At 72.7% G+C, this 21,673-nt stretch carries 17 protein-coding genes; 9 read left to right on the plus strand and 8 right to left on the minus strand.

Annotated elements, in window-relative coordinates; all coding sequences use genetic code 11:
* Positions 1–14: 14 nt before the first annotated feature.
* Positions 15–1,622 carry a carboxyl transferase domain-containing protein gene (locus ACZ7HT_RS14125; RefSeq protein WP_471164473.1) on the minus strand — a complete coding sequence of 536 codons (1,608 nt, stop codon included), beginning with the start codon at positions 1,620–1,622 and terminating at the stop codon, positions 15–17.
* Between the two features lie 87 nt (positions 1,623–1,709).
* Here ACZ7HT_RS14125 and ACZ7HT_RS14130 point away from each other — a divergent pair, with 87 nt between their 5' ends.
* Entirely contained in the window at positions 1,710–2,297 is a 588-nt protein-coding gene (locus ACZ7HT_RS14130) for an SACE_7040 family transcriptional regulator (RefSeq protein WP_471164476.1), read from the plus strand.
* Between the two features lie 88 nt (positions 2,298–2,385).
* Entirely contained in the window at positions 2,386–3,162 is a 777-nt protein-coding gene (locus ACZ7HT_RS14135; protein WP_471164478.1) for a phosphatase, read from the plus strand.
* Position 3,163: 1 nt separating this feature from the next.
* Here the strand turns inward: ACZ7HT_RS14135 and ACZ7HT_RS14140 are convergent, their stop codons facing one another.
* The 5 genes from ACZ7HT_RS14140 to ACZ7HT_RS14160 form a co-directional block, all read right to left on the minus strand.
* Entirely contained in the window at positions 3,164–4,114 is a 951-nt protein-coding gene (locus ACZ7HT_RS14140) for a cation diffusion facilitator family transporter (RefSeq protein ID WP_471164481.1), read from the minus strand.
* A gap of 19 nt (positions 4,115–4,133) precedes the next feature.
* Positions 4,134–5,006, minus strand: coding sequence for an acyl-CoA thioesterase (locus ACZ7HT_RS14145; protein ID WP_471164484.1), 873 nt, complete (start codon positions 5,004–5,006; stop codon positions 4,134–4,136).
* On the minus strand, positions 5,007–6,164 hold the full coding sequence (locus ACZ7HT_RS14150; RefSeq protein WP_471164486.1) for an acyl-CoA dehydrogenase family protein: 1,158 nt from the start codon (positions 6,162–6,164) through the stop codon (positions 5,007–5,009).
* Between the two features lie 71 nt (positions 6,165–6,235).
* On the minus strand, positions 6,236–6,883 hold the full coding sequence (locus tag ACZ7HT_RS14155) for a hypothetical protein (RefSeq protein WP_471164488.1): 648 nt from the start codon (positions 6,881–6,883) through the stop codon (positions 6,236–6,238).
* A gap of 121 nt (positions 6,884–7,004) precedes the next feature.
* Complete coding sequence (locus tag ACZ7HT_RS14160) at positions 7,005–8,444, minus strand: PucR family transcriptional regulator ligand-binding domain-containing protein (protein ID WP_471164490.1); 1,440 nt, start codon at positions 8,442–8,444, stop codon at positions 7,005–7,007.
* 160 nt (positions 8,445–8,604) lie between these two features.
* Here ACZ7HT_RS14160 and ACZ7HT_RS14165 point away from each other — a divergent pair, with 160 nt between their 5' ends.
* The 3 genes from ACZ7HT_RS14165 (at position 8,605) to ACZ7HT_RS14175 (ending at position 12,937) form a co-directional block, all read left to right on the plus strand.
* Positions 8,605–10,077, plus strand: coding sequence for a sodium:solute symporter family protein (locus ACZ7HT_RS14165; protein ID WP_471164493.1), 1,473 nt, complete (start codon positions 8,605–8,607; stop codon positions 10,075–10,077).
* A 73-nt stretch (positions 10,078–10,150) separates the two neighbouring features.
* Positions 10,151–11,134, plus strand: coding sequence for an agmatinase (gene speB, locus ACZ7HT_RS14170; protein WP_471164498.1), 984 nt, complete (start codon positions 10,151–10,153; stop codon positions 11,132–11,134).
* Between the two features lie 120 nt (positions 11,135–11,254).
* The gene (locus ACZ7HT_RS14175; RefSeq protein ID WP_471164500.1) at positions 11,255–12,937 is read left to right on the plus strand and encodes a thiamine pyrophosphate-binding protein; all 1,683 of its coding nucleotides are present in this window, start codon (positions 11,255–11,257) and stop codon (positions 12,935–12,937) included.
* Positions 12,938–12,989: 52 nt separating this feature from the next.
* Here the strand turns inward: ACZ7HT_RS14175 and ACZ7HT_RS14180 are convergent, their stop codons facing one another.
* On the minus strand, positions 12,990–13,361 hold the full coding sequence (locus tag ACZ7HT_RS14180; RefSeq protein WP_471164502.1) for a hypothetical protein: 372 nt from the start codon (positions 13,359–13,361) through the stop codon (positions 12,990–12,992).
* 149 nt (positions 13,362–13,510) lie between these two features.
* Between ACZ7HT_RS14180 and ACZ7HT_RS14185 the strand changes: the two genes are divergently transcribed.
* The 4 genes from ACZ7HT_RS14185 (at position 13,511) to ACZ7HT_RS14200 (ending at position 19,701) form a co-directional block, all read left to right on the plus strand.
* The gene (locus tag ACZ7HT_RS14185) at positions 13,511–17,227 is read left to right on the plus strand and encodes an ABC transporter ATP-binding protein (RefSeq protein ID WP_471164505.1); all 3,717 of its coding nucleotides are present in this window, start codon (positions 13,511–13,513) and stop codon (positions 17,225–17,227) included.
* Positions 17,228–17,311: 84 nt separating this feature from the next.
* Positions 17,312–17,677 carry a hypothetical protein gene (locus ACZ7HT_RS14190; RefSeq protein ID WP_471164508.1) on the plus strand — a complete coding sequence of 122 codons (366 nt, stop codon included), beginning with the start codon at positions 17,312–17,314 and terminating at the stop codon, positions 17,675–17,677.
* A gap of 78 nt (positions 17,678–17,755) precedes the next feature.
* The gene (locus tag ACZ7HT_RS14195) at positions 17,756–18,160 is read left to right on the plus strand and encodes a hypothetical protein (RefSeq protein WP_471164511.1); all 405 of its coding nucleotides are present in this window, start codon (positions 17,756–17,758) and stop codon (positions 18,158–18,160) included.
* A gap of 98 nt (positions 18,161–18,258) precedes the next feature.
* Positions 18,259–19,701: an aminopeptidase gene (locus tag ACZ7HT_RS14200; protein WP_471164514.1), complete on the plus strand. Its 1,443-nt coding sequence runs from the start codon at positions 18,259–18,261 to the stop codon at positions 19,699–19,701.
* Positions 19,702–19,771: 70 nt separating this feature from the next.
* On the opposite strand, the gene ACZ7HT_RS14205 is transcribed toward ACZ7HT_RS14200, so the two are convergent.
* Positions 19,772–21,589, minus strand: coding sequence for a glycoside hydrolase family 3 protein (locus tag ACZ7HT_RS14205; RefSeq protein ID WP_471164516.1), 1,818 nt, complete (start codon positions 21,587–21,589; stop codon positions 19,772–19,774).
* Positions 21,590–21,673: the final 84 nt, after the last annotated feature.

The following is a 21,673-nucleotide window of genomic DNA, read 5'->3' on the forward strand; positions in this document are numbered from 1 at the left end:
CTCCTGGGGGCCCCTCACATCCGGAAGACGCCGAACTGGGGGTCACCCAGGGGCGCGTTGGCACAGGCGGTCAGGGCGAGGCCGAGGACCTGCCGGGTCTCCATCGGGTCGATGACCCCGTCGTCCCACAGCCGGGCACTCGCGTAGTAGGCGCTGCCCTGCGTCTCGTACTGCTCGCGGATCGGGGCCTTGAAGGCCTCTTCCTCCTCGGCGCTCCACCCGTCGCCGAGCTGGTCGCGCTTGACGGTGGCGAGGACGGACGCGGCCTGCTCGCCGCCCATGACCGAGATCTTGGCGTTGGGCCACATCCACAGGAAACGGGGGGAGTACGCCCGGCCGCACATCGAGTAGTTGCCCGCGCCGTACGAACCGCCGACGACGACCGTCAGCTTCGGCACCCGGGTGGTGGCCACGGCCGTCACCATCTTGGCGCCGTGCTTGGCGATGCCGCCGTGCTCGTACGCCTTGCCGACCATGAAGCCGGTGATGTTCTGCAGGAAGACGAGCGGGATCCCGCGCTGGTCGCACAGCTCGATGAAGTGCGCGCCCTTCTGGGCGGACTCGGCGAACAGGATGCCGTTGTTGGCGACGATGCCGACCGGGTGGCCGTGGATCCGCGCGAAGCCGGTGACCAGCGTCTGCCCGTACTCGGACTTGAACTCCTGGAAGCGGGAGCCGTCCACGACCCGGGCGATCACCTCGCGCACGTCGTACGGGGTGCGGGAGTCCACCGGCACCGCGCCGTACAGACCGTACGGGTCGACCTTCGGCTCCTCGGCCGGCTCGACCTTCCAGGGCAGCGGGCCGCGCTCGGGGAGCGTGGCGACGATGTTCCGGACGATGCGCAGCGCGTGCGCGTCGTCCTCGGCGAGGTGGTCGGTGACGCCGGAGATCCGGGAGTGGACCTCGCCGCCGCCGAGCTCCTCGGCCGTGACGACCTCGCCGGTCGCGGCCTTCACGAGCGGCGGACCGCCCAGGAAGATCGTGCCCTGGTTCCGTACGATCACGGCCTCGTCGCTCATCGCCGGGACGTACGCGCCGCCGGCCGTGCACGAGCCCATGACGGCCGCGATCTGCGGGATGCCGGCGCCGGACATGCGGGCCTGGTTGTAGAAGATCCGGCCGAAGTGCTCCCGGTCGGGGAAGACCTCGTCCTGCATGGGCAGGAAGGCGCCGCCCGAGTCGACCAGGTAGAGGCAGGGGAGACGATTCTCCAGTGCCACCTCCTGGGCGCGCAGGTGCTTCTTCACGGTCATCGGGTAGTACGTGCCGCCCTTGACGGTCGCGTCGTTCGCGACGATCACGCACTCGCGGCCGGAGACCCGGCCGATGCCCGCGATGACGCCGGCCGCGGGGGCCTGGTCGCCGTACATGCCGTTGGCCGCCAGCGGGGCCAGCTCCAGGAACGGCGAGCCCGGGTCGAGCAGTGTGTCCACCCGGTCCCGGGGCAGCAGCTTGCCGCGCGCGGTGTGCCGGGCCCTGGACTTCTCACCGCCGCCCAGGGCTGTGGCCGCGAGCTTGGCGCGCAGGGCCGCGGCCAGCTCGTGATGGGCCGCCTCGTTGGCCTGCCAGGCCGGCGAGGCGGGATCCGCCGCACTCGACAGCACAGGTGCCTGCTGCATCGACCGATCTCCCTTGTCCGGTTAATGAGCGTTAACGTATGACGCCAAGGTTAACGACCGCTAACCGGGTTGTCTAGAATCGATTGCATGACCACGAGCCCGACGCGGATCGACGCGCCCACCCGACGCGAGCAGATCCTCAAGGAAGCCGCCCGCCTCTTCGCCGAGCGCGGCTTCCACGGCGTCGGCGTGGACGAGATAGGAGCCGCCGTCGGCATCAGCGGTCCCGGGCTCTACCGCCACTTCCCCGGGAAGGACGCGATGCTCGCCGAGCTGCTCGTCGGCATCAGCGAGCGGCTGCTCGACGGGGGACGGCTGCGGGCCGAGGAGTCCGACGGGGACGCGCGCGCCCTGCTCGGCTCCCTCATCGACGGGCACATCGACTTCGCCCTCGACGACCGGCCGCTGATCACCCTCCACGACCGCGAGCTCGACCGGCTCAAGCACGAGGACCGCAAGCGGGTCCGGCAGCTCCAGCGGCAGTACGTCGAACTGTGGGTCGCCGTCGTCCGCGAGCTGTACCCCGACGCGGGGGAGTCGGAGTCCCGCACGGCCGTCCACGCCGTCTTCGGCCTCCTGAACTCCACCCCGCACCTCGCGGCGCTCGGCCGCGGGCCGATGGAGGACCTGCTGCGGCGGCTCGCGCACGGCGCGTTCGGCGCGCTGGGCGCGTAGGGCCTGTCCGACCCCGATCCGCCGCCCGTCCGGTCCAGAGCTCGGAATGATTGTCCTCCGCCTCCGCGGCTCGGACAGAATGATCCCCATGCCGATACTCAGCCGCCCCGCCCTCGTCGAGCACCTCGTCCGCACCCGGATCGCGGGAGACGTCGCCACCCCGCGCGACAACAACCTCTCCCACTACCGCAAGCTCGCCAACGGCGACCGGCACTACTGGCTCGGCCTCGAACTCGGCGACCGCTGGACCGACGAGCAGGACGTGCTCGCCGTCATGGCCGAGCGGTGCGGCGTCGTCGACGACCCCGCCCACCGGGCCGGCCAGGACACCATCGACCCCGAGCTCACCGTCGACGGCCTCGACCGGATGGCCGCCCGCCTCCGCAAGGCCGCCGCGGGGCGCGAGCGGGTCCTCTTCGCGACCGGGCACCCCGGCTCGCTCATCGACGTCCACAGCCGGGTCGCCGCCGCGCTGCGCGCCCAGGGCTGCGACATCGTACGGATCCCCGGCGGGCTCGTCGCCGACGAGGGGTACGTCGTGCAGTTCGCCGACGTCGCCGTCTTCGAGCGCGGCGCGAGCCTGTGGCACACGCACTCCCCGGAGCCGATGAACGCGATCCTCGACGCGCTCGGCGAGGACGGGCGCCCGGACCTGGTGATCGCGGACCACGGCTGGGCGGGCCGCGCCGGCCAGCGGGGCATCGACTCCGTCGGCTACGCCGACTGCAACGATCCCGCGCTCTTCATCGGCGAGGCCGAGGGCACGATGCAGGTCACGATCCCCCTGGACGACCACGTCCTCGACCCGCGCTTCTACGAGCCGCTGACGGCCTACACGCTGAACGCGGCGGGGCTGGCCGCCTGACTCAGGACGGCTCCGGCGGCCGGGCCCGGCGCTGTGCCACGCCCGGCGTCGGGTCCAGGTACACCCGCCGGATCGACGGGAAGCGCTCGCGGAGCTGGGACTCCGCGTCCTCGCACGCCCACTCCACCTGCTCCGCCGACGCCACGTCCCGGAAGTCGATCTTCGCCGCGACCAGGACCTCGCCGGGGCCCTGGATCAGGGTGATCAGGTCGAGGACGTCGATGACGTGGGGGACGGAGAGGAGTTCCTCGCGGATCTCGGAGCGCATCGCCCGCGGCACCGGGCGGCCGATGAGGAGCTCGGCGTTGGAGCGGCCGAGGACCCAGGCCACGTACACGAGCAGGACGCCGATGAGGATCGACGCGACGCCGTCCCAGACGCCGGACCCGGTGAGCTGGCCGCCCAGGAGGCCGCCCGCCGCGAGGAGGAGGCCGACGAGGGCCGCCGCGTCCTCCATGACCACCGCCTTGACGGTGGTGTCGGCGGTCAGCCGCAGATAGCGCGCGAAGGGGGTCTTCCTCCGTTCCGCCTCGGCCCTGACCTGCTTGACGCCGGTGCGGAGCGAGAAGCCCTCCAGGACGAAGGCGACGGCGAGGACGACGTACGAGACCGTCGGGTCGCCGAGTTCCTCGCCGTGGGTGAGGGTGTGGATGCCGTCGTAGACCGAGAAGACCGCGCCGCCCACGAAGGTGGCGACCGCCGCCAGCATCGCCCAGACGTAGCGCTCGCCCGCGTATCCGACGGGATGGTCCTCGTCGGCCGGCTTCCCGCTCCGCTTGAGGGCGGTGAGCAGCATCGCCTCGGTGACGGTGTCGGCGACCGAGTGGGCGGCCTCCGAGAGCATGGCACTGGAGCCGCTGACGATGCCCGCGACGGCCTTGGCGACGGCGATCCCGAGGTTCGCCGCCGCCGCCACGATCACCGTGAAGGTGCTCTCTCCCTGCTCCGCCATGCCCGGACGGTATGTCCGGTCATCGGCGCGGGACGCGAACGACACCCTCCTGGATGACGGAGATCGCCAGGCGCCCGTCCTGCGTGTAGATCCTGGCCTGGCCGAGGCCGCGCCCGCCGGACGCGGTCGGCGACTCCTGGTCGTACAGGAGCCATTCGTCGGCCCGGAAGGGCCGGTGGAACCACATGGCGTGGTCGAGGGAGGCCCCCACGACATCGCCGACGGCCCAGCCGCCGCGCCCGTGGGCGAGGAGCACCGAGTCGAGCAGCGTCATGTCGGAGACGTACGTGGCCAGGACGACGTGCAACAGCGGGTCGTCGGCCAGTTTTCCGTTGGTACGGAACCACACCTGGGAGCGCGGTTCGCGCGGCTCCCCGACCGAGCCCCACGGGGGCGTCTCCGCGTAACGGAGGTCGACCGCCGCGCGTGCCTCGATCAGCCGGTCCGCGACCTCGCGGGGGAGGTGGCGCGGCAGCATCTCGGCCGGCGTCTCCAGCGACTCCGGGTCCGGGGCGGGCGGCATCTCCACCTGGTGGTCGAGCCCCTCCTCGTACGTCTGGAAGGACGCGGAGAGGTGGAAGATCGGCTGCCCGTGCTGGACGGCCACGACCCGGCGGGTGGTGAAGGAGCGGCCGTCGCGGATGCGGTCGACGGTGTAGACGATCGGCGCGCCCGCGTCGCCGGGGCGCAGGAAGTACGCGTGGAGCGAGTGCGCGAGCCGGTCTTCGGGGACGGTCCGGCCCGCCGCCACCAGCGCCTGGGCGGCCACCTGGCCGCCGAAGACGCGGGGGACGAGCGCGGACCGGGACTCGCCACGGAAGATGTCCCGCTCGATCTGCTCCAGGTCGAGCAGATCGAGCAGGTCATCCAGTGCGGTGTGTGCCTCGGGCACTTACAGGCCCATCGACTTGGCGATGATCGACTTCATGATCTCGCTGGTGCCGCCGTAGATGCGGTTGACGCGGTTGTCGGCGTACAGGCGGGCGATCGGGTACTCGTTCATGTAGCCGTAGCCGCCGTGCAGCTGGAGGCAGCGGTCGATGACGCGGTGCGCGACCTCGGTGCAGAAGAGCTTGGCGGAGGCGGCCTCGGCCGGGGTCAGCTCGCCCGCGTCCAGGGCCTCCAGGGCGCGGTCGGCGACGGCCTCGGCGGCGTCGACCTCGGCCTGGCAGGCGGCCAGCTCGAACTTGGTGTTCTGGAAGGAGGCGACCGGCTTGCCGAAGACCGTGCGGTCCGTGACGTACTGCTGGGCGAAGCGGACGGCGGCCTTGGCCTGGGCGTAGGCGCCGAAGGCGATGCCCCAGCGCTCGGAGGCCAGGTTGTGGCCGAGGTAGGAGAAGCCCTTGCCCTCCTCGCCCATCAGGTCCTCGACCGGGACCTTGACGTCGACGAAGGCGAGCTCGGCGGTGTCGGAGGTGCGCAGGCCGAGCTTGTCCAGCTTGCGGCCGATGGAGTAGCCCTCGGACTTGGTGTCGACGGCGAAGAGGGAGATGCCGAAGCGGCGGTCCTCGGCCGACGGGGCGGAGGTGCGGGCGCAGACGATCACGCGGTCGGCGTGGACGCCACCGGTGATGAAGGTCTTGGAGCCGTTGAGGACGTAGTGGGTGCCGTCCTCGGAGAGCTTGGCGGTGGTCTTCATGCCCGCGACGTCGGAGCCGGTGCCCGGCTCGGTCATGGCGAGCGCCCACATCTCCTCGCCGGTGACGAACTTCGGCAGGAAGCGCTTCTTCTGCTCGTCGGTGGCGAGCATCTTGATGTACGGCAGGGCGAGCAGCACGTGGACGCCGGAGCCGCCGAACTGGACGCCCGCGCGCGAGGTCTCCTCGTACAGGACGGCCTCGAACTTGTGGGTGTCCAGGCCCGCGCCGCCGAACTCCTCGGGGACGTTGATGCCGAAGATGCCGAGCTCGCCGAGCTTGTCGTAGAACTCGCGCGGCGCCTGGCCCGCGGCGAACCACTCGTCGTAGACGGGGACGACCTCGGCCTCGATGAAGGCGCGGATGGTCTCCCGGAACGCCTCGTGGTCCTCGTTGAATACGGTACGGCGCACGAGCCGCCTCCTTGTCGCTGCCGGTTGTCTAAGCGCTTGCTCAGGGTGTTCTGTTCGAAGTTACCCAGCGGTCACCCGCCCTGTCCAGACTCCGCGCCTGTGATCCAGAGCCCCTTCGACGGGTCATGGGCGTGGACCGGGCGCCCCTTCGCCTGCCCGCTCGTACGGAAGGCCTTCCCGCCCCGGTCCGCGATCCTCACCACACCGCTCCGGCCCTGCGCGCTCCACTCCGGCTCCAGGTACCAGCGGCAGTCGCAGCCGACCGCGCGGGCGGACACCAGCAGCACCTCGGGCTCGGCCGCGGTGACCGCGTAGGGGAACGCGACGGCCTTGATGGCCCGCCCCTCCTCGCCCGAGGCGTCGTACCCGTCGACCGGCCGCGCGAGGGGACGCGGCGCGTCGAGGTCCACCGTGAACATCCGGGGGGTGACGGCCCCGCCGCACCCCTCGGTCATGCGGTACGCCGCCCAGGGCAGCGGCCCCGCGCGCCCCGCCACGCGCACGTGCAGCCCGTGGAGGACGACGGCGGAGGTTCCCTTCCCCTGCACCGTGAGCCGTACCAGCGTCTGCCCGCCGTCCACGGCACCGAGGGCCGGGGCGCTCGGTGCCGTGGACGGGGGCGCCGTCTCCGCCTGCGGCGTCGCGCGGGCCTGCGGCTCCCGGCCGTGCCCGTCGGGCAGCAGGACGGTCCCGAGCACGAGCGCGCCGAGCCCGACCACGGCGCCGACGACGAACCAGGCCTTCCGACGGGACCGCGGCGTCGCGGGGGCGACCCGGCCGCGTTCCGCACCACGGCGAAGACGGCGGTGAACAAGCTCTTTCGACGGAGGACCGCCCCGGTCACTGGGCCCGCAGCGCGAACCACAGCTCCATCCGGACGTCCGGATCGTCCAGGTCCCGGTCGAGCAGGGCCGTGCAGCGGGTGATCCGCTGCCGGACCGTGTTCCGGTGGATCTCCAGGGCCACCGCCGTCCGGTCCCAGCTGCCGTGCAGCGAGAGCCAGACCCGGAGCGTCTCGGCGAGCGGCTCGCTGAGCGGGGCCAGCAGCCCCCGGGCGTACGCGGCGGCCTCGTCGCGGTCCACGAGCGCGGCGAAGCCGCTGGCCCGGTGCCGCACCAGGGTCGCCCGGGAGGCCTCCGCCCTGCGCAGCGCCCGCGCCGCCTGCGCGTCCCCGGCCGCGAGCTCCGCGGCCGCCACCGGGGCGCTCGCACCGAGCGTCCAGTCCTCCTGCGCGGTGACGGGGGCGGGGGCGGGGAGGAGGAGCCGTACGGTTCCCTCCGTCGCGTCCACCAGCGGCGTCCCCAGCGCCGCCGCCAGGCTCGCCGCCGCGAACGGGGTGCCGTCGCCGCCGCGCGCGTGGACCACCGTCCAGGGGCCCGGTCCGAGGGTGCCCGCGACCTCCGCCGGGGGCGCGCCGAGCAGCAGCCGGACCAGGGCCCCGTCCCGTACCGTCACGTCCGCGCCCCGGTGCGGGGCCGTCAGCAGCGAGAGCAGGACCACCGCCACGCCCGCGATCGTGTGGTCGCCCGGGCCGCGCCGCTCCGTCGCCACCCCCAGGGTCAGCCCGTCCCCGCCGCCCAGCGCGTACGCCGCGAGCCGCAGCCCGCCGCTCTCCCCGCTCGCGGACGCCGGGCCCCTCAGGGGAACCTTCGCCAGGTCCCGCAGCGCCCGGGCCGCCTCCGCCGGGACCTCCCGGCCGGCCGCCGCCGACTCCGTGCCGTCCGCGCCGAACAGCACCGCCCGGCCGCCCAGCCGCGAGGCGAGCGCGCCGAGGACCGCCGGGACCGGGGCCGGCCGGGCCGCGGCCGCCGCCAGGGACTGCTGGGCCTCCGTCACCCGGCGCAGCTCGTGCAGCCGGGCCTCCGCCATGAGCCGCCACAGCGCCCGCGCCACCGCCGTGAACGGGGTCCGGGGCGGGACCTCCACGAGCGGCAGGCCGTGCCGCTCGCAGGCCTCGACGAGTTCGGCGGGGACCGTGTCGTAGACCGGCGTCACCCCGAAGGCGAGCGCCGCCGCCCCCGCCTCCACGACCCGGTCGACGTAGTGCGCCGGATCGGTGAGCTGGACGCCCGCCGTCATGAGCAGCTCGCCGCCGAGCAGATACGGATAGGGGTCGGCCATCTCCGAGGTGTGCACCCAGTGCAGCGGGACGTCCTCGGACCCGGCGAGCAGCCGCAGGCCCAGGTCGGGGCGGGCGAGCAGCGCGGCGAGCGGCACCGGCGGCGCCGGGGGAGTGGAGCCGGGCTCCGGAGCGGTCATCGGCATGGACCCTTCGTACATCCCCCGCCCGGACAGTGGAGGAAACGTACACTTCAACGTCCCTTTCCGGCCACCTACTGTCGTTCCCATCCCAGGGCCGCGGGTACGGGCGGATGTCCCCGCGATCAGCACCTGGGCAACTCCCCCGCACGACACGCCACCGAGGTGAGAAGGAGCCCCCATGGCCGTCGACTACACAGTGATCGTCCTGTACTTGGCCGGCATGCTCGCGATGGGCTGGTGGGGCATGCGCCGCGCCAAGTCCAAGAGCGAGTTCCTGGTGGCCGGCCGCCGCCTCGGGCCCTGGATGTACTCCGGGACGATGGCCGCCATCGTCCTCGGCGGCGCCTCCACCATCGGCGGCGTCGGCCTCGGCTACAAGTACGGTCTCTCCGGCGCCTGGATGGTCTTCGCCATCGGCCTCGGCCTGCTGGCCCTCTCCGTCTTCTTCTCCGCGCGCATCGCGCGCCTGAAGGTCTACACCGTCTCCGAGATGCTCGACCTGCGCTACGGCGGCAAGGCCGGCGTCATCTCCGGCGTCGTGATGTGGGCGTACACCCTGATGCTCGCGGTCACCTCGACCATCGCGTACGCCACGATCTTCGACGTCCTCTTCGACCTGCCCCGGACCCTCGCGATCGTCCTCGGCGGCACCATCGTCGTCGCCTACTCGACCCTCGGCGGCATGTGGTCCATCACCATCACCGACATGGTGCAGTTCGTGGTGAAGACCATCGGCGTGCTGCTCCTGCTGCTGCCTATCGCCGTCGTCAAGGCCGGCGGCTTCGAGGGGATGCGGGAGGCGCTGCCCACCTCGTACTTCGCGCCCCTCGGCATCGGCGGCGAGACGATCTTCACGTACGTGCTGATCTACACCTTCGGCATGCTCATCGGCCAGGACATCTGGCAGCGGGTCTTCACCGCCCGCAACGACAAGGTCGCCCGCTGGGGCGGCACCGTCGCCGGCACCTACTGCCTCGCGTACGCGCTCGCCGGAGCCGTCATCGGCACGGCGGCGAAGGTGCTCTACCCGAAGCTGCCCACCGCCGACGACGCCTTCGCCACCATCGTCAAGGACGAGCTGCCGATGGGCGTCCGGGGCCTCGTCCTGGCCGCCGCGCTCGCCGCCGTGATGTCCACCTCCTCCGGCGCGCTCATCGCCTGCGCCACCGTCGCCAACAACGACATCTGGTCACGCCTGCGCGGCGCCGTCGCCACGAAGCACGAGGACGACCACGACGAGGTGAAGGGCAACCGATTCTTCATCCTGATCATGGGCGTCGCCGTCATCCTCATCGCCATCGCCCTCAACGACGTCGTCCAGGCCCTCACCGTCGCCTACAACCTGCTGGTCGGCGGGCTCCTCGTGCCGATCCTCGGCGGCCTGCTCTGGCGCCGCGGCACCGTCCAGGGCGCCCTCGCCGCGGTCACCGTCGGAGGCCTGGCCGTCATTGGCCTGATGTGGACTTACGGAATCTTGGCAAATGAGCCTGTTTACTATGGTTTGTTGGCCTCGCTCGCGGCCTATGTGATCGTTTCCCTGGCGACCCGCCCGACGGACGCCGCCGTGCTCGCGCACTGGCGCGCCCGGCTGGCCGGCCAGGAGACCCCGACCGAGCCCGAGTCCCCGGACCGGGCACCCGCCACCGCCTGACGGCGGCCCCACGCCCCGGGCGTCGCGACCCGACGCCCGGCCCACCGAGAAGCACCCCAGGAGGACCCCGACCATGAGCAGCAGCGACCAGAACGCCTTCCGCGGCCCGATCGACTCGTCCCGCATCCCGCGGTACGCCGGTCCCGCGACGTTCGCCCGCCTGCCGCGCCTCGACGAGGTCGGCACCGCCGACGTCGCCGTGGTCGGCGTCCCCTTCGACACCGGCGTCTCCTACCGCCCCGGCGCCCGCTTCGGCGGCAACGCCATCCGCGAGGCCTCCCGCCTGCTCCGCCCGTACAACCCCGCGCAGGACGCCTCCCCGTTCGCCCTCGCCCAGGTCGCGGACGCCGGTGACATCGCCGCCAACCCGTTCAACATCAACGAGGCCGTCGAGACCATCGAGGCCGCCGCCGACGACCTCCTCGGCACCGGCGCCCGCATGATGACCCTCGGCGGCGACCACACCATCGCCCTGCCGCTGCTGCGCTCCGTCGCCAAGAAGCACGGCCCCGTCGCCCTGCTCCACTTCGACGCGCACCTCGACACCTGGGACACCTACTTCGGCGCCGAGTACACCCACGGCACCCCGTTCCGCCGCGCCGTCGAGGAAGGCATCCTCGACACCTCCGCCCTCTCCCACGTCGGCACCCGCGGCCCGCTCTACGGCAAGCAGGACCTCACCGACGACGAGAAGCTCGGCTTCGGCATCGTCACCTCCGCCGACGTCTACCGCCGCGGCGCCGACGAGATCGCCGACCAGCTGCGCCAGCGCATCGGCGACCGCCCGCTGTACATCTCCATCGACATCGACTGCCTCGACCCGGCCCACGCCCCCGGCACCGGCACCCCCGAGGCCGGCGGCATGACCTCCCGCGAGCTCCTGGAGATCCTCCGCGGCCTCTCCTCCTGCAACCTGGTCTCCGCCGACGTCGTCGAGGTCGCCCCGGCGTACGACCACGCCGAGATCACCGCGGTCGCCGCGTCGCACACGGCGTACGAACTGACGACGATCATGTCGCGCCAGATCGCGGCGGAGCGCGCCGGAGGCGCGAAGTAACCTCGGGGCCGTAGCGGGCTGAGGTACGTGGTGGGGTGCGGCCCGGTGGTCGGGTCGTGCCCACCCGTTCCGCCCTGCGGAACGCCTGCCCACGACCAGACCCACAAGCCAAGGGACCCCATGACCCACGACCACGACCTCGTGCTCCGGCCCACCGAGGCCCAGACGGATGCGGCCCTCAACCCGCCCCCGGGGCGCAACGGCGGCGACCTCGTCGTCGAGACCCTCACCGGCCTCGGCGCCACCACCGTCTTCGGCCTCCCCGGCCAGCACGCCCTCGGCATGTTCGACGCCCTGCGCCGCTCCGACCTCCGCTACGTCGGCCTCCGCGTCGAGAACAACGCGGGCTTCGCCGCCGACGCGTACGGCCGGATCACCGGCGAGGCGGCCCCCCTCCTCCTCTCCACCGGCCCCGGCGCGCTCATGTCGCTCGCCGCGCTCCAGGAGGCGGCCGCCGCCTCCGCCCCGGTCCTCGCCATCGGCAGCCAGATCCCGGTCGCCGGGCTCGGCGGCGGCCGCCACGGCTACCTCCACGAGCTCCGCGACCAGCAGGCCTCGTTCCGGGACGTCGTGAAGTCCGTCCACACGGTCCGTACGCAGTCCCAGATCCCCTCCGCGATCGCGGAGGCCTGGGAGTCGGCGCTCACCGCCCCGCACGGGCCGGTCTGGGTGGAGATCCCGCAGGACGTGCTCCTCGCCGAGACGACCCTGCCCGTCGTCACCGCCATGGACGCCACGCCCGAGGAGGTGGTCCCGCGCCCCGAGCTGACGGCCGTCGCCGCGCACCTCCTGGCGAACGCCGAGCGGCCCGCGATCATCGCGGGCGGCGGGGTCGTCCGCTCCGACGCCTCCGGCAAGCTCCTCGCGCTCGCGGAGCAGCTCGACATCCCCGTCGTCACCACCTTCGGCGGCAAGGGCGCCTTCCCCTGGGAGCACCCGCTGTCGCTCCAGTCGTGGCTGGAGGACCGGCACACCACGGACTTCCTGGAGGACGCCGACGTCCTGCTCGTCGTGGGCTCGGGGCTCGGCGAGCTGTCCTCGAACTACCACACCTTCGCCCCGCGCGGCCGGGTGATCCAGATCGAGGCCGACGCGGGGAAGCTGGAGTCCAACCACCCGGCGCTCGGCATCCACGCGGACGCCCGCCTCGCGCTCCAGGCGCTCCTGGAGACGGCCGGGGAGCGGCGGGACCCGGCGGCGCCCGAGCGGGTCGCGGCCGTCCTGGGCAAGGTCCGGGACCGGATCGCCGCCCAGGGCCTGGACCTGGAGCAGCGGATCGTGGCGTCGGTCCGCGAAGCCCTCCCGTCCCGGGCGCCGAGCTTCTGGGACATGACGATCCTGGCGTACTGGGCGTGGTCGGCCTTCGACGCGCGGTACCCCAACACGATGCACTCGGCGCAGGGCGCGGGCGGCCTGGGTTACGGCTTCCCGGCCGCGCTCGGCGCGGCCGCCGCCGACCCGTCGCAGCCGGTCCTCGCGGTGTCCGGCGACGGCGGCGCGATGTACTCGATCGCGGAGCTGGCGACGGCGAAGCAGTACGGCCTCGACGTGACGTGGCTGATCGTCGACGACGGCGGGTACGGGATCCTGCGGGAGTACATGACGGGCGCGTTCGGCGAGGCCACGGCCACCGAGCTCACCCGCCCGGACTTCGTCGCCCTGGCCGAGTCCTTCGGCGTCCCGGCCACCCTGACGACCCCGGAGACGCTGACGACGGACCTGGCGAAGGCCCTGGCCACCCCGGGCCCGTCGGTGGTGGTGCTCCCGGCCCTCCTGAGGATGTTCGAACCGACGCACCTGTGACGGACGCCGGTCACCCGCCCGGCCCGTGGGGGGCCGGGCGGGGGCCGCGCATTCAGTCGACGAGCCCCGCCCAGGCCTTCCGGTACTCGGCGAGCTGGGCCTCGTACCCCTGGCGGAAGTGCTCCGCCTGCGGGGTGATCTGGTCGCCGTCCATGCGCCGCGGGGGTATCAGCCTCGCCACGTCCGCGAAGGCCGCCGCCGCCGCCTCGGCGACGGCCCCGCCCCGCTGCCGGGCGGCGAAGACGTCCTGGCCCGCGGTCCGCAGGAAACCCTCGAAGACCGACCGCGGTCTGCTCACCGTGTCCTTCAGCTCCCGGTCCGTCACCGGGACCACCCGCCCGGCCGACGCGAACCCCCGCACCGCCCGCAGCGCCGCGTACAGCCGCCCCCACTGGTACGGCCTCCCGTCCTCGACCTTGCCCACGGACCTCCCCTTCCCCTCCGGCCACGACACCGCCCGTCCGGCGGCCCAGGGACTCCCTACCCGCCCCGGCGGTATTTGTTGCGGCGGGATGAAATCGCACGTCGGCCGTGTTGGGCCTTCCGGTAGAGCAGGACGGATGGGAGGCCCTCGTGGCGGCGGTCGGGGACAAACAACAGGGCTGGGCGCGCAGGCTGGCCGGGTACGCCTGGCGGTACAAGGCGAACACGCTGCTCGCGCTGGGGTCGTCCCTCGCCGGCATGGCCGTCCTCGCTCTCGTGCCGCTCGTCACCAAGGTGATCATCGACGACGTCATCGGTGCGAAGACCCGCAGCCTCGGCGTCTGGACGGGGCTGCTCCTCGGCGCCGCCGTCCTCGTCTACGGCCTCACCTACATCCGCCGCTACTACGGCGGCAAGCTCGCCCTCGACGTCCAGCACGACCTGCGGACCGACATGTACGAGACCGTCACCCGGCTCGACGGGCGGCGGCAGGACGAGCTGTCCACCGGGCAGGTCGTCGGGCGGGCCACCAGCGACCTCCAGCTCATCCAGGGCCTTCTCTTCATGCTCCCGATGACCATCGGGAACGTCCTGCTGTTCCTCATATCGCTGGCCGTCATGGCCTACCTGTCGATCCCGCTCACCCTCGTCGCCCTCGCCGTCGCCCCCGCCCTCTGGTGGATCGCCAAGCGCAGCCGTACCCGCCTCCACCCCGCCACCTGGCACGCGCAGCAGCAGGCCGCCGTCGTCGCCGGTGTCGTCGACGGGGCCGTGACCGGCGTCCGGGTCGTGAAGGGCTTCGGCCAGGAGGACCAGGAGACCGGCAAGATCCGGGAAGCCGGGCGGAAGCTGTTCGCGGGCCGCCTGCGGACGATCCGGCTCAATTCCAGGTACACCCCCGCCCTCCAGGCCGTCCCCGCCCTCGGCCAGGTCGCCGTCCTCGCGCTCGGCGGCTGGCTCGCCTACCGGCACCAGATCACCCTCGGCACCTTCGTCGCCTTCTCCTCGTACCTGGCCTCCCTCGTCGGCCCGGTCCGGATGCTCGCCATGGTCCTCACCGTCGGCCAGCAGGCCCGCGCCGGAGTCGAGCGGGTCTACGACCTCATCGACACCGAGCCGACCATCAAGGACGGGACGAAGAACCTGCCGGCCGACGCGCCCGCGACCGTCGAGTTCGACGACGTGAGCTTCGCGTACGAGGACGGGCGCCCGGTCCTCGAAGGGTTCTCCCTGGAGATCCGGCCCGGCGAGACCGTCGCCGTCGTCGGCGCCTCCGGCTCCGGCAAGTCGACCGTCTCCCTCCTCCTGCCCCGCTTCTACGACGTCACCCACGGCGCCGTCCTCGTCGGCGGCCACGACGTCCGCGAGCTCACCCTCGACTCGCTGCGCGCCGCCGTCGGCCTCGTCCCCGAGGACTCCTTCCTCTTCTCCGACACGGTCGCCGCGAACATCGCGTACGGCGTCCCCGACGCCACCCGCGAGCAGATCGAGACCGCCGCCCGCGCCGCCCAGGCGGACCGTTTCATCGCCGAGCTCCCGAACGGGTACGACACCAAGGTCGGCGAGCACGGCCTCACCCTCTCCGGCGGCCAGCGCCAGCGCGTCGCGCTCGCCCGCGCGATCCTCACCGACCCCCGGCTCCTCCTCCTCGACGACGCCACCTCCGCCGTCGACGCCAAGGTCGAGCACGAGATCCACGAAGCCCTGAAGTCGGTCATGGCCGGCCGTACGACCCTGCTCATCGCCCACCGCCGCTCCACCCTCGGCCTCGCCGACCGCATCGCCGTCCTCGACGAGGGCCGCCTCGCCGACATCGGCACCCACGCCGAGCTTGAGCAGCGCTCCCCGCTCTTCCGCCGCCTCCTCACCGACCCCGACGAGCTCGGCGCCGTCTCGCCCGGCCACCTCACGCCGCCGGACGAGCTCCCCGAGGACCGCACGCTGCGGGCCGAGCTCGACGCCGAGTTCGACGCCGAGCGGGGCATCACCCCGACCCTGTGGGTACGGGACGAGACCACCGGCCGCGAGGCCCCCGCCCCCGGCGCCACCCCCGAGCTGCTCGCCGCCGTCGACGCCCTGCCGCCGGCCACCGACACCCCGGACATCGACGAGGCCCGGGCCGTGTCGCCCGAGGACACGTACGGGCTGCGCCGTCTCCTGCGCGGCTTCGGCGTCCCGCTGCTCATCAGCCTCGGCCTGGTCGCCCTCGACGCGGGCGCGGGCCTGCTGCTCCCGGTCCTGATCCGGCACGGCATCGACGAGGGCGTGAACCGGCTCGCGATCGGCGCCGTCTGGGCGGCCTCCGCGCTGGCCCTGGTCACCGTCCTCGTCCAGTGGGTCGCGCAGACCGCCGAGACCCGGATGACCGGCCGCACCGGCGAGCGGGTCCTGTACGCGCTGCGCCTGAAGATCTTCGCCCAGCTCCAGCGGCTCGGCCTCGACTACTACGAGCGCGAGCTGACCGGCCGGATCATGACCCGGATGACCACGGACGTGGACGCCCTGTCGACGTTCCTCCAGACGGGCCTGGTCACCGCCTTCGTCTCCGTCGTGACCTTCTTCGGGATCATGGTCGCGCTGCTCGTGCTCGACCTCCAGCTCGCCCTGGTGGTCTTCGCGACCCTGCCGGTCCTCGCCATCGCCACGTACTACTTCCGCCGCTCCAGCGTGAAGGCGTACGAGCTGGCGCGCGAGCGGATCAGCGTCGTCAACGCCGACCTCCAGGAGTCCGTCTCGGGCCTGCGGATCGTGCAGGCCTTCCGCCGCGAGCGCTCGGGCGCGGCCCGGTTCGCGGAGCGCAGCGACGCGTACCGCCAGGCGCGCGTCCGGGGCCAGTGGCTGATCTCGGTCTACTTCCCGTTCGTGACGCTGCTGTCCTCGGCCGCGGCCGCCGCCGTCCTGATCGTCGGCGCCAACCGCATCGAGGCCGGCACCCTCACGACCGGCGGCCTCGTCGCCTACCTCCTCTACATCGACCTCTTCTTCGCCCCCGTCCAGCAGCTCTCGCAGGTCTTCGACGGCTACCAGCAGGCCGCCGTCTCGCTGAAGCGGATGCAGGAGCTCCTCCAGGAGCCGACGTCGACGGCCGCCGCCGACGCGCCCCTCGACGTGCTGTCCCTGCGCGGCGAGATCGCCTTCGAGGACGTCTCCTTCGCGTACGGGGACGAGGAAGAAGCCCTGTCCGGGATCGACCTCCGCATCCCCGCCGGGCAGACCGTCGCCTTCGTCGGCGAGACCGGCGCCGGGAAGTCCACGCTGGTCAAGCTGGTCGCCCGGTTCTACGACCCGACCGGCGGCCGGGTCACCGCCGACGGCACCGACCTGCGGGACCTCGACATCACGGCGTACCGCCACCGGCTCGGCGTCGTCCCCCAGGAGGCGTACCTCTTCGCCGGGACGATCCGCGACGCCATCGCGTACGGCCGCCCCGCGGCGACCGACGCCGAGGTCGAGGCGGCGGCCCGAGCGGTCGGCGCCCACGACATGATCGCCACGCTCGACGGCGGCTACCTCCACGAGGTCGCCGAGCGCGGCCGGAACCTCTCCGCCGGGCAGCGCCAGCTGATCGCCCTGGCCCGCGCAGAGCTCGTCGACCCGGACATCCTGCTCCTGGACGAGGCCACGGCGGCCCTGGACCTGGCGACCGAGGCCCAGGTCAACCAGGCCACCGACCGGCTCGCGGGCCGCCGCACCACCCTGGTCGTCGCCCACCGCCTGACGACGGCCGCCCGCGCCGACCGCGTGGTCGTCATGGACCACGGCCGGGTCGCGGAGGACGGCACCCACGACGAACTCCTCGCCCTGGGCGGCCGGTACGCGACGCTGTGGAACACCTTCATCGGGGAGGCGGAGCCGGAGCGGGTCTGAGAACCGTTCCTGAGTACGGGGGGTCCGCCGGGTGAGTACGCCGGCGGATCCCCCGTCGCCGTCCCGTGGGCTTGAATCGGTGACATGAGCGACATGAGCCACGACCCCCGCCCCGGCGCCACCGCCTCGCCCGCCGTTCCCTCCGCGTCCGACGTGGAAGCCCGGCGCCTGCGGAAGTGGTCCCTGATCGGGGCCGGGCTCTTCATCCCGGCGGCCGTGCTCGCCGGCATCGTCGCCCTCGCCGCGGAGAACGCGGCCCGCTGCGTCGGGTACGGGGAGGGCTGCGGCTCCACCCCGGGCTATCCGTACGTCGTGAGCCTGGTCCTCGCGGGCGTGGCCTTCGTGATCGCCCAGGCCGCGGACCGCGCCACCGTCCGCCGGGCCGCGGTCTGGACCCAGCTCGGCGCGGAGTGCGTGTTCCTGGTGCTCGTCATGACGGTCTTCGGCTGACGCGTACACCCGGAGGCAACCATTCCCAGGCCTCGTGCGTCGTACGGCCGTACGACGACTCGCCCGGGAGGGGAACGCATGACCACGGACACCGGCACGCCCCGGATCCTCGCCCGCATGCTCGTCCCGCTCCTGGCCGCCCTCGCGCTGCTCCTCCTCCCCGGGCCCGGGTCGGGGGGCGCGACCGCCGACGCCGCCTCCGTCTGCCAGGGCCGCCCCACCCGGACCATCGCCTTCTCCACCGGCGAGCTGCGCCTCTACCGGACCCGGCAGTACGTCTGCGCCGTCACCGTCGCCAAACGGCCGGGACCCCGCCGCCCGATGTCCGTCACGCTCCAGCCGCGCGGCGCCCGCCCCGTCGTCCGGGCCGGCCGGTTCGACCGGCAGGCCGGTCCCCTGACCGTCTACGCGCTCAACCGCTGCGTCCGGGCGACCGGTTCGGTGGCGGGCCGGGGGACGGCGACGGGCTGGATCCTGTGCTGATGTACAGGAAAGTCCAAGAGTAAGGATCAACTGGGTCTGGCGGTCCGCACGTTGCCCCGCTAGGTTCGCGACACCGTTGTGAACCAAGGGGAGGGTGAATGCGCAAGTCGCTGAGATGGGCGCTGTCGCTTTCGGTGCTCATAGGCACCGTCGGGTCGACCGGTGTGGCTACCGCCGCGGACCCGGAGACCGGCAGCACGACCGTCGTCGACTCGCCGAGCACGAGCACCGACATCAAGGACCGCATCCTGGCGATCCCCGGGATGAGCCTGATCGAGGAGAAGCCGTACGCGGGCTACCGCTACTTCGTCCTCAACTACGAGCAGCCGATCGACCACAAGCGCCCCTGGGCGGGCACGTTCCAGCAGCGGATCTCGATCCTCCACAAGGACACGAGCCGCCCCACCGTCTTCCGCACCAGCGGCTACGGCCTCTCCACCACGCCGAGCCGGACCGAGCCGACGCGGATCGTCGACGGCAACCAGGTCTCCATGGAGTACCGCTTCTTCACGCCGTCCCGCCCGGCGCCGGCCGACTGGTCGAAGCTGGACATCTGGCAGGCGGCCAGCGACCAGCACCGCATCTACACGGCGCTGAAGTCGATCTACGGCCAGAAGTGGCTGGCCACCGGAGCCTCCAAGGGCGGCATGACCGCCACGTACTACGAGCGCTTCTACCCGCGCGACATGGACGGCGTCGTCGCGTACGTGGCCCCGAACGACGTGGTCGACAAGGAGGACTCGGCCTACGACCGGTTCTTCGAGACCGTCGGCACGAAGGACTGCCGCGACCGCCTGAACAACCTCCAGCGCGAGGCCCTCGTCCGGCGCGAGCCGCTGGAGAAGAAGTACAAGGCCTGGGCCGAGTCCGAGGGCGCCACCTTCAACACGCTCGGCTCGCTCGACAAGGCGTACGAGGCCGTCGTCCTCGACTTCGTGTGGGGCTTCTGGCAGTACTACGGCCAGGACGTCTGCGACCAGATCCCGGACGCGGCGACCGCGAGCGACGACGCCGTGTACGACACGATCGACGCGTACTCCGGCTGGTCCGCCTACACCGACCAGGGGCTGGAGTACTACACGCCGTACTACTACCAGGCGGCGACCGAGCTCGGCTCGCCCGTCATCAAGCAGCCGCACCTGAACGGCGTGACCCGCTACGGCTACCAGCCGTCCCGCAGCTTCGTGCCGAGCTCCATCCCCATGAAGTTCAAGCCGTGGGTCATGCGGGACGTCGACGACTGGGTCCGCAAGAACGCGCACCACATGCTCTTCGTCTACGGCGGCAACGACCCGTGGGGCTCGGAGAAGTTCCACGTCGACAAGGGCGCGCGCGACTCCTACGTCTACGTGGCGCCGGGAATGAACCACGGCGCGAACGTCGCGGGCCTGGTCCCGTCGGAGCGCGACAACGCGACGGCGCGGATCCTGGCGTGGGCGGGCGTGCAGGCACCGACGGCGCAGCCCCTCGCGCGCTTCGACGCGCGGCTGGACGCGGCGGTCGACGAGGACGCGACCCGGGAACACGGCCTGCGCCCGTAGCGCTGCTGCGGGCGGTGCCGCCCCGCAAGGGCGTGGGCCCATGCGGGACGGCGCCGCCCACGCGCCCCCGTCAGTACGACAAGCCGTACCCCACCGGATGCAGGACCTTCGTAGGGTCGTCCGCGTCGGGGATCGGGACCGGGAGGCGGCCCCGTGCCGCCGCCCGGCCCGCCAGGACGCGGACCGCCGCGCGGAGTTCGACGTCCGTCCAGGAGTAGGTCGCGAGAGAAGCCCGGTGGCCGGCGAGCCGCGCCACGTCGTACGGGTTCCGGATCGCGACCGTCACCACCGGCACCCCCGTCGCGACGAGCCGCGCGACGAGCGTCCGCTGCGGACCGGTCGCGGAGACGTTGTACGTGCCGACGAGCACCACGTCCTTGCCGGCCGCCGCCGAAACCGCCTCCTCGATCTTCGCGGCCGTCGGCGTGATCCCGGTCGAGAGCGCCGTCGCGCTGAAGCCCAGCTCCGTCAGGGCGTTCGCGAGCGTCGTCGTCGGCGGGCCCGTCGTACCGGACGGGGACGCCGGGTCGGCGCCGACGACGAGGACCGAGCGGTGCGAGGTGGCGCTCAGCGGCAGGAAGCCGTCCTCGTTGAGGAGCAGTGTCGTCGTCGCCTCGGCGATCCGGTCGGCATGGGCGAGGTGCTCCTCGGAGCCGACGACCCGCTCGACGCCCGCCCGGGTCGCGTACGCCTGCCGGAAGAGGCCGAGCTTCGCCTTGAGCCGCAGGATCCGCAGGATCGATTCGTCGAGCCGGGCCTCCGTCAGCTCGCCCGCCCTGACCGCCGCCAGGACCGCGTTCCAGGCGACGTCGAGCTTCGGCGGGTTGAGGAGCTGGTCGACCCCGGCCTTCAGGGCGAGGACGGGGACGCGTTCGTCGCCGTACTTGGTGCGTACGCCCTCCATGCCGAGCGAGTCGGTGACCACCACGCCGTCGTAGCCGAGCTGTTCGCGCAGGATGCCGGTGAGGATGGGCCGGGAGAGCGTCGCCGGGTCCTCGCTCGGGTCGAGCGCGGGGACCACGATGTGCGCGGTCATGATCGAGTCGATGCCGGCGTCGATCGCCGCCCGGAACGGCGGCGCGTCGAGCTCCGCCCACTGCTCCCGGGTGTGGGTGATGGTCGGCAGTCCGAAGTGGCTGTCGACGGCGGTGTCGCCGTGGCCCGGGAAGTGCTTGGAGGTGGCGGCGACCCCGGCCCGCTGGTAGCCCTTCACCTGCGCGGCGACGAGTCCGGCGACGGCCTGCGGGTCGGAGCCGAACGAGCGGACGCCGATGACGGGGTTGGCCGGGTTGACGTTCACGTCGGCGACGGGGGCGTAGTTCTGCCGGATGCCGACGGCGGCGAGCTCCTCGCCCGCGATCTGCGCGGCCTTACGGGCGTCCGCGTGCGAACCGCCGGCGCCGAGGGCCATCGCCCCGGGCAGCAGGGTCGCGGGCTTGCCGACCCGGCAGACGATGCCGTGCTCCTGGTCGGTGGAGATGAGCACCGGGACCGGGGTGGGCTGGGCGAGCGCGGCCTGCTGGATGCCGTTGGAGAGGTCGGCGATCTGCTGTGGGTCGCGGGTGTTGTGGGCCCAGGTGAAGTAGATGACCCCGCCCACGTGGTAGCGCTCGACCAGCTCGGCGGCGGTGCGGACGCCGATCTCCGCGAGGTTGGCGTCGATGTCGGCCTGGTCGGGGGCGGTGGCGGAGTGGCCGTGGACCCGCATGACGAACAGCTGGCCGACCTTCTCCTCCAGCGACATCCGGTCGATGATCCGCTGGAGCGCGAGGTCGTCGGATGCGGCCTGGGCCGCGGGGGCGAGGGCGCCGGTGACGGCCGCCGCGGCGGCTGCGGCGGTCACCGTGAGGAGGGTGCGTCGGGAGGGGGCGGGGGCGCGGTGGTGCACTGATGCTCCTTCCGGCCGTGCGTGGTGAAGGAAACTTCCAAGGTGTCACGGATAGCCCGAAAGTAACTGCCAGGTCAAGGATCC

The sequence above is a fragment of the Streptomyces sp. NPDC037410 genome, from assembly GCF_055602235.1.

Excerpts from the sequence above, each read along its gene's own strand:
- ACZ7HT_RS14160 (WP_471164490.1), bottom strand. The coding sequence starts at position 8,444 with ATGTACGAAGGGTCCATGCCGATGACCGCTCCGGAGCCCGGCTCCACT.
- ACZ7HT_RS14165 (WP_471164493.1), top strand. The coding sequence starts at position 8,605 with ATGGCCGTCGACTACACAGTGATCGTCCTGTACTTGGCCGGCATGCTC.
- ACZ7HT_RS14130 (WP_471164476.1), top strand. The coding sequence starts at position 1,710 with ATGACCACGAGCCCGACGCGGATCGACGCGCCCACCCGACGCGAGCAG.
- ACZ7HT_RS14190 (WP_471164508.1), top strand. The coding sequence starts at position 17,312 with ATGAGCGACATGAGCCACGACCCCCGCCCCGGCGCCACCGCCTCGCCC.
- ACZ7HT_RS14135 (WP_471164478.1), top strand. The coding sequence starts at position 2,386 with ATGCCGATACTCAGCCGCCCCGCCCTCGTCGAGCACCTCGTCCGCACC.
- ACZ7HT_RS14200 (WP_471164514.1), top strand. The coding sequence starts at position 18,259 with ATGCGCAAGTCGCTGAGATGGGCGCTGTCGCTTTCGGTGCTCATAGGC.
- ACZ7HT_RS14195 (WP_471164511.1), top strand. The coding sequence starts at position 17,756 with ATGACCACGGACACCGGCACGCCCCGGATCCTCGCCCGCATGCTCGTC.
- ACZ7HT_RS14140 (WP_471164481.1), bottom strand. The coding sequence starts at position 4,114 with ATGGCGGAGCAGGGAGAGAGCACCTTCACGGTGATCGTGGCGGCGGCG.
- ACZ7HT_RS14125 (WP_471164473.1), bottom strand. The coding sequence starts at position 1,622 with ATGCAGCAGGCACCTGTGCTGTCGAGTGCGGCGGATCCCGCCTCGCCG.
- ACZ7HT_RS14175 (WP_471164500.1), top strand. The coding sequence starts at position 11,255 with ATGACCCACGACCACGACCTCGTGCTCCGGCCCACCGAGGCCCAGACG.
- speB (WP_471164498.1), top strand. The coding sequence starts at position 10,151 with ATGAGCAGCAGCGACCAGAACGCCTTCCGCGGCCCGATCGACTCGTCC.